Raw genomic sequence first — 16,584 nt, forward strand, 5'->3', positions numbered from 1 at the left:
CTAGTCAACCAATAAATAGACATTTAATACATTATTTTAAATAGAACTTCTTATTTTAAAATCGGATGAGTGCTCAAAGAGTAATGAGTCATATTAAAATATTTAACATGTCTTATTAAAAATAAAAAAACTTCCTGTTAGAAACTTCAGGAAGTTATGTCCTCTTGTTTCTCATCTGTCAGGTTTTACCTGCTGGAATTAACACCTTGAATATAAATTCAGGTTGTCGGGCATCATAGGGCCAGTCCCTCTGCCTCTCTTGATAAGAAATTTATTTGTTTAATTGTACTATAGTGTAAACTATATTTATTTGTTTGTCAACATAAATTTTTCTTTATCTCTTTCTAGAAAATAAAATAGCAATTCTGCCCGTTCTTTCTGTTTCTTTTCTAAAGTATCTGGTGCCCAATTGTAGAATCCTTGTCCGCTCTTACTTCCTAATTCTCCATTTTTAACTTTGCTTTTAAGTAACTTGGAAGGCTCATTTGAATTGCAAAGATCTTTTAATAAATAAGAAGCTATTGAATTAACTGTGTCAAGCCCTGCTAAATCCGCAGTACAAATTGGTCCTGTAATAGGTAGTCTTCTTCCAAGCCCATATTCAATAGCCTTATCAACTTCTTCTGGTTTTGCCCATCCCTGCTCTACTATATATAAAGCCTCTCTTAAAAGTGCATGCTGAAGTCGATTTCCAATAAAGCCTTGACATTCTTTCTCCATTCTAATAGCTTTTTTGCCTATAAATTCAACCCATTCCATAGTTATTTTCATTGTTTCATCTGATGTTCTTTCACCAGGCACCACCTCTACAAGAGGAATTAATTGTGGTGGATTCCAAAAATGAGCAACTACTACTCTTTCCGGATGCTTTGTATTTTTAGCTATATCTGTTGGTAATAATCCTGACGTACAGCTCGATAAAATTATATTGTTAGGGCAAATTTCATCTAACTCTTTAAAAATATCTTGTTTAAGCTCTAAATTTTCTGCTAAACATTCAATTACTAAATCAGCACTTTGAGCTGCCTCTATAATTGTTTTAACAACTTTTATTTTACATAGAATTTCTTCTGGCTTCTTGTTATGAAATTTACCTTTTTCCTTAAAAAGTTCCAAACTTGATTCTATATTTTTCATTCCTTTGTTTAAACTTTTATCTGACCTTCCATACAATAATACATCTAATCCTGCTTGGGCACATAATAATGCTACTCCATGCCCCATTGTTCCAGTACCTAATACAGATACAGTTTTAATTTTCATATTCCCACTCCCCTTAACATAATACGTGCAAATTGCTTTTTATTTTATTAAATAAAAACCAGTAATTTCATCTAACATTGAAATCACCGGTTCATTTTTTAATTTTTACTGTTTATTAGTTATTACTGTTCCTGTTTTACCATGAAGTGCCTCTTTAACTTTTTCAAGAGAAGTTATAATAGTTTGTCTGCCCTTCTTTGATTCAGCAAACATGACAGCAGCCCTTACTTTAGGTAACATTGAACCTGGTGCAAATTGTCCTTCGTCAATATATTTATGAGCATCTTCTGTGTCCATTTGTAATAGGTCTTTTTGATTGTCTTTATTAAAGTTTATTGCAACCTTCTCAACTGCAGTTAATATTAACAAAATATCTGCATCAATTATTTCTGCAACTTTTTCTGACGCAAAATCTTTATCAATAACAGCTGCAACTCCTTCAATTGTATCATCATCTTTTTCAATTACTGGGACTCCGCCGCCTCCTACAGTTATTACTACATATCCTGATTTAACTAGTGTTTTAATAATTTCATCTTCCACAATAGATTTTGGCATTGGTGATGCTACGACACGTCTCCAGCCTCTGCCTGCATCCTCTTTCATTGAGTATCCGTTATCTTTCATAAGCTTTTCAGCTTGCTGCTTCGTAAAAAATGACCCAATTGGTTTTGTAGGATTCTTGAATCCTGAATCGTCTTTGTCGACTACAACTTGTGTAATAACTGTTGCAACCTGTTTACTTATTCCTCTCCTCTTTAACTCCTGTTTTAATGCTTGCTGCAAGTGATATCCAATGTATCCCTGGCTCATAGCACCACATTCAGGGAAAGGCATAACGGGATTTAATTCATCTTCTCTTTGTGCTTTCTCATATGCAAAAATAATCTGTCCTATCTGTGGACCGTTTCCATGTGTAATAATAATTTCATTCCCATCTTCTATAAGATCTACTATTGATTTGGCAGTATCCTTACATGTCTTAAGTTGAGCTTCTGCCGATTTATCTTTTGGGTTTTTCTGAAGTGCATTTCCTCCAAGACTGACAACAATTTTTAACATATTTATATCCTCCGAAACTTCGTATTAATTCCTATTGTGTTTATGCTTGAATATTTTTGTCTTTGTCATCAAATCTTATTTTGTATTCTTCATTCATTATTCCTAATTTTCCTAAAATATAGAAAAAAATTGATAATAAAATACCAACTATAGCTGCAAATGCCATGCCTTTAAATTGTACTGTTCCAATTGTAACACTAGCTCCGCTTACACCAACAACAAATGTAATTGCACCTAAAACCATGTTATAGTTTACACTAAAGTCAACTTTTTCTTCAACAAACATTCTAATACCTTGGACAGCTATTAATCCATAAAGAAGCATTGTAATTCCACCCATAACAGGTTCAGGAATTGCTTGTATAGTAGCAGCTATTTTGCCACAGCATGAGAAAATAATTGCAAGAATAGCAGCTCCCCTAATAACCCATACAGAATAAACACGAGTAATAGCCATAACTCCTATATTTTCACCATAGGTTGTATTTGGTGTTGATCCTGTAAAGCCTGAAATAACGTTGCTGATACCATCTCCAAGAAGTGATCTCCAGAGTCCTGGATCCTCTAATAGATTTGAACCAGTTATTCTACCAGTAACTATTAAATGACTTATGTGCTCAGCAAGCACGACAAGACACGCCGGAGCAATTATAAATATAGCATTAATATCAAATACAGGTGCTGAAAAATGAGGAATCTGGAACCAACTTGCAGCTGTAATTAATTTTGTATCAACCATCCCCATTGCAAATGCAAGAAGATAACCACAAATAACAGCAATAAGAATTGGTATAACTTGCGCAAATCCTCTAAATAAAACTGAACCAAATATTCCAATAGCCAATGTAAACATAGCAACTCCAATAACACGAGGGTCAGCAACATATGGCTGAACTACTTTACCAACTGCTGTTGCAGCTGGAGCGAGTCCTGCCTGAATTGCTGCTGTTGGAGCAAGTTCGAGTCCTATGACAGCAACCACTGCGCCCATTACAGCTGGAGGCATTACCACGTCAATCCATTTTATTCCAAATCTTTTTACAATGAGAGCCATTACGATAAAGAATAAACCAAAAAAGATAAATCCAGATTGAGCATGACTAACTCCACCAAATGAACCAATAATTAAAAGAGTAGGAGCAATAAATGCAAAACTTGAACCTAAATATGCTGGAATTCCGCCTTTAGTAAAATAGGAATAAACCAATGTACCGATACCATTCATAAGTAAGCAAATTGCTGGATTTATGCCTAATAGTAATGGGACCAAGATAGTTGCACCAAACATAGCTGTCAAATGTTGAAAACTAAGAGGTATAGTCTCAAGTACTGGCAGCTTTTCATGAATTCCTACAATACGTCTCATAAATTAACACTCCTATAAATTATTTATTTAAGTTCAGTGCAGTATCATTAGATATATAATATTGCACTGAAATAAATCAAATTTAGTGCTTACAGTCATTTAATGCTTTATATACTTTTTCAGCTGTAAATGGGGTTTCAAACAATTCAACTCCTGTAGCATCTGCAATAGCATTTCCCATAGCAGATGTTATAGATATCATTGGATGTTCAGCACATCCTCTTGCCCCATATGGTCCATCAAGTTGTGGAGTTTCAATGCAGTGGACCTCAATAGAGCCTGGTAAATCCTGCATTGTTGGAATTTTGTAATCAACAAAACTTTTAGTTAATAATTTGCCTTCCTTGTTATATTTAAGTTCTTCCGAAATAGCCGTTCCCACTCCTTGAACAACTCCACCAACTATTTGTCCTTTAACTGCCATTTCATTAATAACCTTGCCTACATCTATAGCGGTTACAATTTTTATAATTTTTGTATCTCCTGTATTAGTGTCTACTTCAACTTCCATAGCATGAGCACCGAAAGTCCAATCTAAAGCCGGTCTTCCTTGTCCTGTTTCTTGATCTAAAATTGTTAACCCTTGAGCTATACTATTGCCTCTGCCAATTAGTGGACCGCCGATTCCGTTTCCATTTGGATAGGTGTATCCCACTGCAATTTCACTATAGTATACTTTTTCTTCTGGAAACTGTTTTACATAAACACATTCATCACCAAGTGCAAGATCATGTTTAGCTGCACGCAATACAATTGCTGCCACATCAAAAATTTGTTCCTTTAAATCATTACATGCTTCGATTACGGCATTACCTGCAAGTATTGTCATACGACTTGCCACCGTCTGCCAATCATATGGTGCTTCATCCGTATTTGTTTCAAATACTACATGAACTTTTTCAATAGGCAAATGAAGTCTCTCTGCAATAATCTGAGCCATTGCTGTATATGAACCCTGTCCCATATCTATACCTGCAACATTAAATCGTATAGATCCATCCTCATTCATTTGAACAATAGCTGATGTAGCTGCATTACTCGGCATTGCAGGTGCTTTATGCAAAACAGCTATACCTTTGCCCCTATATTTACCTGTTTTCTTTTCTAATGCTTTTTCTTCTTCTGATTTAGGTTTTCCCCATCCTATTCTATCGGCTACAGTCTTTATACATTTGATAACGTTTCCAGATTGTTCATGAATGGGTTCACCTGTTATAGTAATAGATCCTGGTCTTAATAGATTTTTAAGCCTAAACTCAAGTGAGTCCATACCCAATTTTTTAGCAACTAGTTCCATTTGTCTTTCAATAGCCCAGAAAATCTCTGCGTGTCCAAATCCCCTATATGCTGTACCAAACAGATGATTCGTATAAACAGTTTCGGAATCTAGTTTAACATTTTCTATATCATATGGACCTGCTCCAGAATAACCGGTAGCTCTTGTGATATTAACACCGTAATCTGCATAAGCTCCTGCATCCCAAAGATATTCAATTTCTTCTGCTATAATTTTTCCTGATTTTTTAACTCCTGTCTTAATTGTAGCAACTAGACCCTGTCTGCAAGGCAGCGTTGATATTTCTTCTTCTCTTGTTGCTACAAATTTTACTGTCTTTCCGTTTGAAGCTTTAGAAAGAAGTGCAATTAATGGTTCAAGGTGAATTCCTGCTTTTCCTCCGAAACCACCACCTATATATGGTACTATAACTTCAATATTCTCCATTGGTATATTTAAAGCAATACTAAACAAATTACGCAGTGTAAATGGTGACTGTGCACTGCTCCAAATTTTTATCTTATCACCTGTACCCCATTTTGCAATTACTGAATGAGTTTCCATTGGAACATGAAGTATTTGAGGTACATAAAATTTATTTTCAATTATTAAGTCCGATTCTTCAAACCCTTTTTTAATATCACCTTTTTTTAACTTAAAGTGATTTGATACATTTGTGTTTGCTTCTGGGAAAAATACGCCTGGAATAGTTTTGTAATTTCCTAAGTCTGGATGAATTAAAATAGCATTAGGTTTTACTGCTTCTTCAACATCTAGTAAAACTGGTAAAGGTTCATATTCAACTTCAATAAGATCTATTGCTCTTTCAGCTATATCAATATTAACGGCTGCAACAGCTGCAACTGCTTCACCAAAATACCTTACTTTATCTACGGCAAGTATTGGTTTATCAACAATATATATACCAAGCTTCTGATAAGCCTCATGGCCAGTCAAAACTGCTTTTACTCCAGGTAACTCTTTAGCCTTACTTGTATTAATACTTTTAATTAATGCATGTGCATAGGGGCTTGTTTTGACTTTTGCATAAAGCATACCTTTAAAGCTTATATCTTGAACATACTGTGCTTCCCCAGTAACTTTTTCTACCCCATCAATCCTAGGGATTCCTTTTCCTACATAATTATAGTCCATATTATTCACCATCCTTTGATGCTGCTTCAATAGATTCTATAATTGCCTCATAACCTGTACACCTACATAGATTTCCCTGCATAGCTTCTTTAATTTCATCTTTTTTAGGATGAGGTTTCCTAATTAATAATGCTCTAGCTGACATTATCATTCCAGGAGTACAGAAACCACATTGGAGTCCATTATGCTTAATAAATTCTTTTTGAAGTTTTGACAATTTTCCATTCTTTGCTTCACCTTCAATTGTCTGTACTTCTCCCTCTGCAGCTTCTAATGCCATAACACAACAAGAGTTAACAGCTTTACCATTTAAAATAACGGTGCAAGCGCCACATTCCCCTGCGCCGCATCCTTCCTTAGTTCCTGTTAATCCAAGTTTCTCTCTTAAAAACCAAAGCAGGGTGCTATTTGAAGGTATCTCTTCAAAAATTTCTTCTCCATTAACAAACAAATGTATTTTTTCCATCATGTTTATTTTCCCTCCCCTAGCTGTTTTAGAATTTCACAGGTTAAATACCTAGCCATTGCTAATCGGTACTCTTTCGTTGCCCTTACATCATCAATCGGATTAATTTTACTCATAACTTTATCAGCGATTTTATTTTTATCTACTATAAGGTTTTTATTTTTATAGTTATCAAAATCTTCAACTAAAATTGGTGTAGGAGCAACTGCACCTAATGAAATTTTCAAGTCTCCATTTTCCTTTAAATATCCAGCAACACTTATTTGTGAAAGGTCATGTCCTTTTATTCTTGATTTCTTTATAAACCTTCCTTCTCCTTTTATTGGTGGATAAATAACTTTTGTCACCATTTCATTTGTTTTCAATGCATTTCTCTTAACTCCAGTAAAGAAATCTTTAAGCGGTATTTCTCTGTTACCGTTTACTGATGAAACGCAAACTTTCCCTTCTAACACAAGTGAAGTTGGAAGCATATCTCCTCCAGGTGATGAATTGCATATATTTCCAATTAATGTAGCTCTATTTCTTATTAAAACATTAGCAAGAGATTTAGAAGCATCAATTAATACTTTATAACTTGGTTCAATTTTATCAGATTCAATTATCTCATTTAAAGTAACTGGGGAGCCAATAGACAATCCATCGACCTCATTATATTCTATACCCCTTAGTTCATTTATACCTTTTATATCAACAAGATATTTACAATGTACTACATTACCTTTAAGACCAACTATTACATCTGTCCCACCAGCTAATATCTTGACTTCTTTGCCAAATTTATCTATCAGTTCTAAAGCTTCTTCTAAATTTTTAGGCTTTATATACTGAAAATCTTGCAATTTTATTCCTCCTAATTAATAATACTCACAAAACACCCCTAAAATATTATGCATTTACTTATAATCATGCCATATTATCAGGGGTGTTTTAATAATTAAACCACTAGTGTTCTTTACTTATCTTATTATTTTATATCTTTAAAAATAAACCCATAGCAATCATTATTTGTGCCTTCTTTGACAACTCCTACTGTTGATATAAGTTTCATTCCTATGACGGGGTTATCTACTTCTAGTTGGCCGCTTACTGTGAGACCATTTTCAAATTTAACTATGCCAAAGTATAAATACGGTTTCATATATCCTTCAGGAAGATTATACACTTTTGTGTAAGTTAAAAGTGTTACTTCACCTTCTAGCGGAACTTCTTCAAATGATCTATTACCGCATTTTTTACATACAAAATGCTTTGGATGGTGGAGCTGCCCGCAGACTGTACATTTGTAAGCGTACATTTTTTCATCCATAGTTACTCCGCCTCCTTTGTGAGTATTGTTGCTACAACATTATTGCCAAATCCACCGAAATTTACAGCGAGCCCAGCCTTAGCGCCTTTTACCTGACGGCCAGTTGCTTCCCCTCTCAGTTGTTTTACGATTTCTACGACTTGTGAAACTCCCGTTGCACCAAGTGGATGACCTTTTGCCTTTAAGCCTCCTGATGTGTTTATTGGAATCTTACCTCCAATTTTTGTTTCACCATTTCTAGCTGCTATGTGACCTTCTCCCCTCTTAAAGAAACCAACTTCTTCAGATTCCACAATTTCAAGTATCTGAAATGCATCATGGAGTTCTGCTACGTCAATATCCTCAGGTTTTAATCCTGCCATTTCGTATGCATTTTGCGCTGCCAATCTTACTGCAAGTAAATCTGTAGATACTTCTCTTTCTGCTACTGCATGTGTATCTGTAGCTTGACCAATTCCAGCAATTTTAACTGGTTTCTTTGCAAATCTATCAGCTTTATCCATAGCACACAGCAAAACTGCTGCTGCACCATCTGAAACTGGACAAACTGAGTATAATCTAAGTGGAGAAGCCACATAAGGATTAACTATGCCAGCGTCTTCATCTTCAGTAATTGCATAAAGATTTGGTACTATATGAAGATGAGCTACCGGATTATGCAGTGCATTTTCATGATTTTTGACTGATACAATTGCTAAATCCTTTTCTGTAATTCCGTATTTTTCCATACATAATCTTGTAAACATTCCTGCAAGCGTTGGAAGCGTTATACCATAATTATATTCTGCCTCAGGATGAAGCATGGTGGCAACAAAGTCTGTGCCTTCCCATCCACTGACAACCCTCATCATTTCACCACCAACGACGAGAACAGCATCACACATTCCACTGGCAATTGCCATATAACCTAGTTTTATTGCTGAAGCACCGGATGCAGGACCATTTTCTACAGTTTCAGCCATTGCTGGTCTTAAATTCAAAGTGTCTACAAGTGCAGATGCAATACCACTTTGTTTATTTAATATACCAGCGCCCATTGTAGCTACAAAAACTTGATCTATTCCATGTTGCCCCTCAGCTAATTTAACGCCGGCGTCATCAAGTGCTTCTACAGCTGCCATACTGATCATATCGATAAAAGTCCCCCCTGAAAATTTACCAAAATTAGTATGACCAACACCAACAATTCCTACTTCGCGCATCTTTTATATCCCGGAATCTGAGCATAAGTTTCTGGGAGGATTGGGTTTTCAGCAGTCTTTAATAGTTCAGCACTTACCGGACGTCGTCCAGCTAATTTATCAGCTTTATGTTTTTCCCATAATGCCCTAGTTAATACATACGTTGGTACGCCGCCTAATTCGTGCCATACTTCTGGTCTTGATTCTAATTCATATTCAATCATCCATCTTTTAAATCCATTTGGACTTTCTGCAACTATCCATACTTCTTCTTGCTTTAAGATATCAAGATGGTATTCCATTTTAGCTGCAAATAACTGTGCTCCTATTCTAAGTCCTTGTCTTAATGTCATAGTATGATAAGACATTCCAACCTTATCATCAACAGTACGACCATTAACAATTCCTACTATAACTCCATCTATAGTTCCAATTAAACAATACTCATCCTTAACTCTGTATCTGTAATATCCTAATAATTCTGAATATATTCTAGATGCAACTATATCATAAAAATCTTTTTCTACTGTCATTAGAGGTTTAACTGCTTCTAATATATGAGGAACCTCATCTCTTCTAATTTGACGAATTACTAATTTATCTCCACTAGCCATGGTTATTACCTTTGGCGGATATTGTGCCAATGGTGTTTCAACTGGTCTTAGACTTTGTTCCATTTTATCTACTATCATATTTAACATCCTTTCTATTTGATTTAAATTTTTGCATTTCTAATTTATTTAGCATCAAATGCAACTATACGGCATATGCAGGATTCTCCACCTACAAATCTCCATGGGAAGCATCCTATTACTAATCTCTTTCCCAATACCTTATCAATATCTCCACCTAAATTTTCAGCATGTACGATATTGTAAGGGAACAAATCATAGTGCATTAGCTGATAGTCTTCATCAGGCCAAAAATCTGTAATTCCCTTACCATATTTAGCTCTCAAATATTTTTCTGCCTTCTTAGCTTCTTTTGGAGCCCATTCACGAATTTTTGTATTCATCGGGTGATCTGCAGAACCACAATCAACTCCCAACCATTTGAATTCCATTTTCCTGCACCATTTTGAGAATTCTTTTGTTGGACCTGGATGTCTCATCATTACTCTTTCTTCATCAGCTTCTGGCTCATCCCATGCATATTTGTGATAACCAGTATGGATTATTAGTATGTCACCTTTTCTAACATCCGCTCTTTGCATAATATCTTTTGAGGTATATATTCCGTAGTCTTCTGCTATATCAGAAATATCAACAACAACTCCTGGTGCTACTAATTCTTCAAGTGGAATAGATGAAATGTCTCTTCCATGAGTACAAAAATGCAGCGAACCATCAAGATGAGTACCTACATGATTAGAATGAGTTAATACTTGGCCATTTGCACCATTTGATGAAAGTCTTTTGAAAAACTTAATTTGCAGTGGTTCATAAGTTGGCCATGGTGGCGTTAAATGGCTAATTTTTTGAGTTAAATCATACATTTGTACATTTTTGAAAGAATCAATAATGTTCATAATATACCCTCCATTTATTTTAAATTATATTTTTTAATAAACGATTTAAGTGCATCTTCAAAGCACTTCATTGGCGGATTGACTACTCCCGCCCCAATCTGTCCTACTCCCGCTCTATTGCAGGCAATTCCAGTATTTATTACAGGCAGTATTCTTGTTTCTATGACTTTCCTCATGTCTATTCCAGTAGGTGTGCCTCTGAAGTTAATATTCGGTATCTTGTATGCATTATTTTCTGCATAAGTTATCTCATACATAGTGGTTGTATAATTAATTGCATCTTTTGGCGTTCCCCCTACAAATTTAACAATTGCTGGTGCTGTTGCCATGGCAAAACCACCAATTCCAGCTGTTTCAGTTATGCAGCTATCACCAAGATCAGCATTAGCATCGCTTTCACTAAAACCTGGGAAATATAACCCTTTTACCATTTCACAAGGAGCTGTAAACCATTTCTTACCTGTGCCAGCCACTCTAATTCCAAAATCAGTTCCATTTCTGGACATTGCTGTAAGTATTGTGCAATATTCAATATCTTCTAATGGATCTAAACTACATTTACAAGCCGGCATGGAAATATTTAAAAAGAAATGATCATTTTTATCAATAAATGTTAAGACAGATGCCTTATGTTCATCTGAAAATTTAGTTTTTACAATTGCTGGTGCAAGTTCTCTAAACAAAAGTGACGTTGCAGCTTTATTTCTATTATGTCCTTCATCACCCATCTGAAGGAACTGTGCTATTATTGTTTTTAAATCTACACTTCCTTTTATCTCTAAAGCTGCTTTTAGTACTGGTGCAAGTGAGTTTTGCATCCAATTTAATCTATCTATAACTTCACTACTATATGCTCCGAATCTTAATACTTTGCCTAATCCCTCATTAAATGTGGAATATGCGTAATTACCAAAAGTTTTATTTTTTAAAATCCAAACTGGCATCGAATACGTAACCACACCTGCCATTGGACCAACTGTTGAATGATGATGACAGCAATCATATGTTATCTCTCCGGAAGATGCCAATTTAATTGCCTCTTCTTCATTTGATGCCAACTTTTCGTAAATTAGTCCACCAATTATAGCTCCCTTAACTGGTTCACTCATTTTATCCCATGTTATTGGTGGTCCTGCATGAAGAATTGTTTTTTTCGTCATGCCAGGTATTACTTTCCCAGCTTGACCTACTCCAATAAGTATTGGTTTTGCAGCTAGAAGTCTATCTATTGCTTCTTTATTAGCTTTTTCAATTTTAGATGCTATGCCTTCGTCTTCTAAAAGAGAAAGTCCTTTGCTTGCTTCACTTGGTGGTCTCCAATTAACATGAATACATGGTACATGTTGATCTTTCAAATCTTTACAGAAAGATTCTAATCCTAAGTTAATGACCTTAATATTTTTGTTAAATAATTCATTTACTGCAGTCAAACCAATCACTTCCCTTCATTTACTATTTATTTTTTTCATCAATCTTGCACAATATCTAACGGCTTGTGCGTTGGATGGCATAAGTATAACCCCAGCTTGTTCTAGTTTTTCTTTTTGAGCTTTGTAATTTTGTGGATCATTTTCTGTTCCACAAATATAACCAACTACGCAAAGGTATTTGCCTTTACTTTCCATATTCTTCTTTGCATCAATAATTCCAGGTAACATCTCTCCTGCTGGATCAGCATGACAGCCATAACCTATTACAAAGTCCATCAGAATTATTGCTACTTCTTCATCTTCTGCTTCCTGAGGTAATCTTTCGACTCTTCCCATTGGATCAATCATTGGATGAGGTTTGCCAACAGTAAAATCATCGTCTCCTAAATCAATGCAAGTATTTTTTTGACTTTTTAATATATTTTTAAGTCTAAGTTCTTTCTTAAGTGGAATATTTGAATATATATCAAATCCCTCTTTGCCAAGTAACTTCATAGCCTCATCAGCTAAAGTCCCACCTGTATATAATGCCCTTATATATTTTTGTTTACTGTCAAATTTAGCAGCTTCTTGCTCAACTAATTTGTCTATTTCTCCTATAGGCTGTGCAAAGGAGGTATAGTCACAAACAGGATTTCCCTTAGAAAGTGCTACTGCCTTATATGCCGCATCTTCCAAACTTACACAGGCATAAGCTCCACTGTCCTCAATTGCTTTCCTATCTCCGCCTATAAAATCTACAACTATTGGTTTATTTGTACTTGATACCATATCTAATATATTTTTAGCTACTTCAGGAGCTGGTGGCTTTGAAACTAAAACTATTACTTTTGTATCTGGATCTTCAATCAGTGCCTTAAATCCTTCAATCATCATAATTCCGCCAACACTGCTTTTTAAATCTCTTCCTCCAGTACCAATTGCCTGAGATATTCCAGCACCTAATTTGTCAATAAGAACTGTAACTTCCTGAGTACCTGTCCCTGATGCTCCAACAATTCCTATATCACCTTTTCTAACAACATTAGCAAAGCATAGTGGAACATGATTAATTATAGCGGTACCACAATCCGGTCCCATTACAAGAAGTCCTTTACTTCTGCCCATCTTCTTTAGTTCTATTTCATCTTCAACAGTTACGTTGTCACTAAACAGCATAACGTTAAGTCCATTTTTAAGAGCTTTTCTTGCCTCATCTGCTGCATACTTTCCTGGTAGTGAAATAATCGCCATATTTGCATCTTTCATATGCTTAAGTGCAGCATTAAAAGTATTAGCTTTGTATTCGTTTTCACTTTCACGTTCTTCTTCCTTTGAATTTAGGAGCTCATTTACTTTACTTACAATACTTTCGGTTGGATTTTCTTCTTCATCTGACACATAAGCTGCAATAAAGAAATCATTTGGTGTAAGATTTCTTATTTCGTCATTACTTAAATTTAAATTCTCAGATAGTTCTTTGTTAAGATCTGTTCCCATGCCCACAATTATTTCTTTAACATAAGGCAGCTTCTTAATTTCTTTAGTAATTACCATTAAAGCAACAGAATCATAATATGTGTTTTTTCTGATATCTACACAGAACTTCATTTTCATAAACCCTCCTATACTTTATAGTGGTCAGGAATTTACAACCTACATAAATTCCCAAAGCTGTATCTGTTCCAGAAGTTTCGCCATAACTAATGGTATTTAATATAGCTTTATTAATTTTTTCTTCATCATGATAATATAATATTGATTCCATAAGTTCTCTTACAGCCTCATTTGTCTCTCCAATAGATGAGTGCTTTAACATTTCAGAGCTTACCTTTGTTGTTTTATTTACGCTTTCACTTATCATTTTGCTATTAAATTTATATATTGGGGAAATATCCAACTTGTAGTAATATCCGAGATAAATAAAGCAAATCATAAGACCACTTATGAAATCATCCACTGCAGGAGTAAGTCCTGATCCAAAACCAATAATACTCCCTCCTATTTGAGCTATCTCATCAATGTCTAATATTTCTAATGCTCGAATTAATCTCAAAAACCTGCTTTTAATAAATTTAAAGCTTTCATCAATAGAATGAATTTTAAAAGAAAATAATTTGAGATTTGGTAATTCATCATTTATCATGTTTACCAATGGACCTATACCATAAAGCTTGCCATGTGTATTTAGTCCAATCTCCAATATTTTTATATTGTTAGCTAGTTCCTTTTCAGTTATATTTGAATATCTTATGGATACACGAGGAGACCACTTTTGGGCTTCATCCAATCTTATAAATAAATTTCTTTCACTACAATAGATACCATTTACATTAAAATTAAAATATAAATTTTGAGTTATATTAAGTTTCTTGAAATCAAATTTTCTACTGCTATCTATAAGAATACTCATAGGTGCCATATTTTTCTTATTACTTAATAACGTAATAAAATTACCAGATGCCTCAATATTACAAGCATTTTTGAAAACAGAATGGACTCGACCTTCTACTATTTCTTCCGCTGCTATAGCTTTTAGTAGATTTTCACATATAAACGATGCTTTCAATATAACCAATCCCTTATTTTCATCTTACGTATATATTACTTTATTTGGTTGATAATGTCTTTATAGAAATATTCTAAATATTGAGACACTTATTTGTATACTCTTAACATACATGCATCTTAATTCCTTTATTGATCCCAATCTCTAGTTAAAATAAATTTTCGTATTTGAAGTTTATTCTCTGTATTTAATTAAGTTCATAGCTTTTAGCCCAACCTCAAGATTTAGTCTGCTTTCACAATTATCTAAATCAATCCCTGTAATATCTTGTATTTTTTGCAGCCTATATATAATAGTGTTATAATGCATGTACATTTTTTGCGATATTTTTTTCATGTTGCCATTACACTCGAAATAAGCTTCCAGCGTTTTTACTAATTCAGAGTTATTTACTTTGTCATATTCAACAAGAGGTTTTACTGTATCCATGCAAAAATTTTTAAGCTCACCTCTAAGTCCGTTAAAGGAAAGCAATCTATATATTCCCAAATCATCATAATTAATTATGTTTCCAGTATTAATTTTACTTAGGTTTTCAACAATAAGTTTAGCTTGTTCATAGCTTTCCCAAAGATGCACAATGTCTTCATAAGAACGACCTACACCAATTGTTATTTGGTTAATTTTAAACTTTTTCAAAGCTTCCTTTAATAATTTTTCGCTAAAATCAATTATGTCTTTCTTTATCAATTTAATATTTTTCTCTTTTTCACTACCAAATAAAATTATTATTCTATCACTTTTTTCAACACATACTATTTTTTCGTTATAAATTTTTGACACTCTTGCTGTGATAAATAATAAATTTCTTATTATTCCTTGTGAATAATTTACTTTATCTAAGCTTGTTTCTGTATATAAACCTTTTACACGAATAATAATCACAGTATGTTTTAGTTCCTTATGAAAATTAAAAGTTTTTGATCTTTCAATTGCCCTTTCTTGTCTCTCCACATCATCACAAAGCAAGTCATCAAAAAACTCCAATTTGTAATGACCTTCCATTTTGTATAAAGAAATTTTTTTAACAAAGTCCAAGGCTATAATATGCACATATGAATCGATAAGCATATTATCTACTGGGGTTAATTCTTTTTTATCAAGCCATATAAAAATACATCCATATTCAACTCTTTCTATAATAATTGGAATGGTTACTCGTTTAATATTCCTTCCCTTAATATTATCTGTACATGATTTATATGTGCAATCAGTATTATTACCCCTTTCTATATATTTTTGATTTGTATTTTCATTTATCAGCTTATCAAGTATTTTTTTATCTAGCTCCTGATCACACATAATTTCATATCTGTCATTCATGCTTTCATATATAGCCAATGAATTGCCTATATTATCATAAAGTTTCTTTGTAATTTCCTTTAAACTTCCGCCATTTGCCATCATATTCATAACTTCTTTGTTAAAGTGATCTATTTTAAAAAAGCTGTTCATCTGATCATTTACAACCTCTGTTAGTACTGCTGATATTACATCTGTATGTGAAACAGAAAATGGTATTTTAATAATTGGGAATCCGAGATCGTCTGCTATTTTTATAATATCCTGTGGTAATATATTTATATATCTACCTAACTTAATTCCAAGACCAGATACCCCTTTTTCATTTAATTTAGGAATAAGTTCAAGAAGAACTTTAATGTTATCTTTTATTGGATAAGCTGCAGTGATTAAAAACTCACCTTCCCCAACCCATTCTATAATATCTGGAACTTCCATTACATTTACTTTTGTAATCCTATTTGTCATTCCTTTTGCTCCCGCTAAAATTCTTGCATCCTTAAGAATATCAATTTCTAATAGTTTTTCTAAGGAAATTCCTACATAGCGGTACATAACATCACATTCCTTTCTAATATTTATTAAATGATTAATATTAATTTACTCCAGATTCGAAAACAAACTCCCTTTGCGGCTTTAAATCATATTGTACTATTCTGTTCATTTTTACCTTTTTATTGATACTATTCCTATAAAAT

General features: G+C 33.9%; 14 protein-coding genes and 1 riboswitch. All 14 genes read right to left on the bottom strand.

Annotated elements, in window-relative coordinates:
• Positions 1-168: 168 nt before the first annotated feature.
• A riboswitch (SAM riboswitch) is annotated at positions 169-269 on the bottom strand.
• A gap of 37 nt (positions 270-306) precedes the next feature.
• The 14 genes from CLCOS_RS14005 to CLCOS_RS14070 all read right to left on the bottom strand — a co-directional run bounded on the left by CLCOS_RS14005 (position 307) and on the right by CLCOS_RS14070 (position 16,441).
• Positions 307-1,263 carry a 3-hydroxyacyl-CoA dehydrogenase family protein gene (locus tag CLCOS_RS14005; protein WP_063601661.1) on the bottom strand — a complete coding sequence of 319 codons (957 nt, stop codon included), beginning with the start codon at positions 1,261-1,263 and terminating at the stop codon, positions 307-309.
• Positions 1,264-1,368: 105 nt separating this feature from the next.
• The gene (arcC, locus tag CLCOS_RS14010; protein WP_063601662.1) at positions 1,369-2,325 is read right to left on the bottom strand and encodes a carbamate kinase; all 957 of its coding nucleotides are present in this window, start codon (positions 2,323-2,325) and stop codon (positions 1,369-1,371) included.
• 40 nt (positions 2,326-2,365) lie between these two features.
• Positions 2,366-3,691, bottom strand: coding sequence for a uracil permease (gene uraA, locus CLCOS_RS14015; protein WP_063601663.1), 1,326 nt, complete (start codon positions 3,689-3,691; stop codon positions 2,366-2,368).
• An 82-nt stretch (positions 3,692-3,773) separates the two neighbouring features.
• Positions 3,774-6,122, bottom strand: coding sequence for a xanthine dehydrogenase family protein molybdopterin-binding subunit (locus CLCOS_RS14020; RefSeq protein ID WP_063601664.1), 2,349 nt, complete (start codon positions 6,120-6,122; stop codon positions 3,774-3,776).
• 1 nt (position 6,123) lies between these two features.
• A complete protein-coding gene (locus CLCOS_RS14025) occupies positions 6,124-6,591 on the bottom strand; it encodes a (2Fe-2S)-binding protein (RefSeq protein WP_063601665.1) in 468 nt (155 codons plus the stop codon).
• A gap of 2 nt (positions 6,592-6,593) precedes the next feature.
• Entirely contained in the window at positions 6,594-7,430 is an 837-nt protein-coding gene (locus CLCOS_RS14030; RefSeq protein WP_063601666.1) for an FAD binding domain-containing protein, read from the bottom strand.
• A 125-nt stretch (positions 7,431-7,555) separates the two neighbouring features.
• Positions 7,556-7,897 carry a Zn-ribbon domain-containing OB-fold protein gene (locus CLCOS_RS14035; RefSeq protein ID WP_063601667.1) on the bottom strand — a complete coding sequence of 114 codons (342 nt, stop codon included), beginning with the start codon at positions 7,895-7,897 and terminating at the stop codon, positions 7,556-7,558.
• Between the two features lie 2 nt (positions 7,898-7,899).
• Positions 7,900-9,099, bottom strand: coding sequence for a thiolase C-terminal domain-containing protein (locus CLCOS_RS14040; protein WP_063601668.1), 1,200 nt, complete (start codon positions 9,097-9,099; stop codon positions 7,900-7,902).
• Complete coding sequence (locus CLCOS_RS14045) at positions 9,087-9,770, bottom strand: hypothetical protein (protein WP_063601669.1); 684 nt, start codon at positions 9,768-9,770, stop codon at positions 9,087-9,089. Before CLCOS_RS14045 ends, CLCOS_RS14040 begins: the two co-directional genes overlap by 13 nt.
• Positions 9,771-9,814: 44 nt before the next feature.
• Positions 9,815-10,606 (bottom strand): cyclase family protein, encoded by a 792-nt coding sequence (locus CLCOS_RS14050; protein ID WP_013239013.1) that lies wholly within the window; start codon positions 10,604-10,606, stop codon positions 9,815-9,817.
• A gap of 14 nt (positions 10,607-10,620) precedes the next feature.
• On the bottom strand, positions 10,621-12,036 hold the full coding sequence (locus tag CLCOS_RS14055) for a DUF1116 domain-containing protein (protein WP_013239014.1): 1,416 nt from the start codon (positions 12,034-12,036) through the stop codon (positions 10,621-10,623).
• A 15-nt stretch (positions 12,037-12,051) separates the two neighbouring features.
• Positions 12,052-13,626 carry an acyl-CoA synthetase FdrA gene (fdrA, locus tag CLCOS_RS14060; RefSeq protein WP_063601670.1) on the bottom strand — a complete coding sequence of 525 codons (1,575 nt, stop codon included), beginning with the start codon at positions 13,624-13,626 and terminating at the stop codon, positions 12,052-12,054.
• Positions 13,586-14,584: a DUF2877 domain-containing protein gene (locus CLCOS_RS14065; protein ID WP_063601671.1), complete on the bottom strand. Its 999-nt coding sequence runs from the start codon at positions 14,582-14,584 to the stop codon at positions 13,586-13,588. Before CLCOS_RS14065 ends, fdrA begins: the two co-directional genes overlap by 41 nt.
• Before the next feature lie 174 nt (positions 14,585-14,758).
• Positions 14,759-16,441, bottom strand: a complete 1,683-nt coding sequence (locus tag CLCOS_RS14070; RefSeq protein WP_023161835.1) for a PucR family transcriptional regulator — start codon at positions 16,439-16,441, stop codon at positions 14,759-14,761.
• Positions 16,442-16,584 lie beyond the last annotated feature (143 nt).

Origin of the sequence: Clostridium coskatii, assembly GCF_001675205.1 — a bacterium.
GTDB classification, from domain to species: Bacteria; Bacillota; Clostridia; order Clostridiales; family Clostridiaceae; genus Clostridium_B; species Clostridium_B ljungdahlii.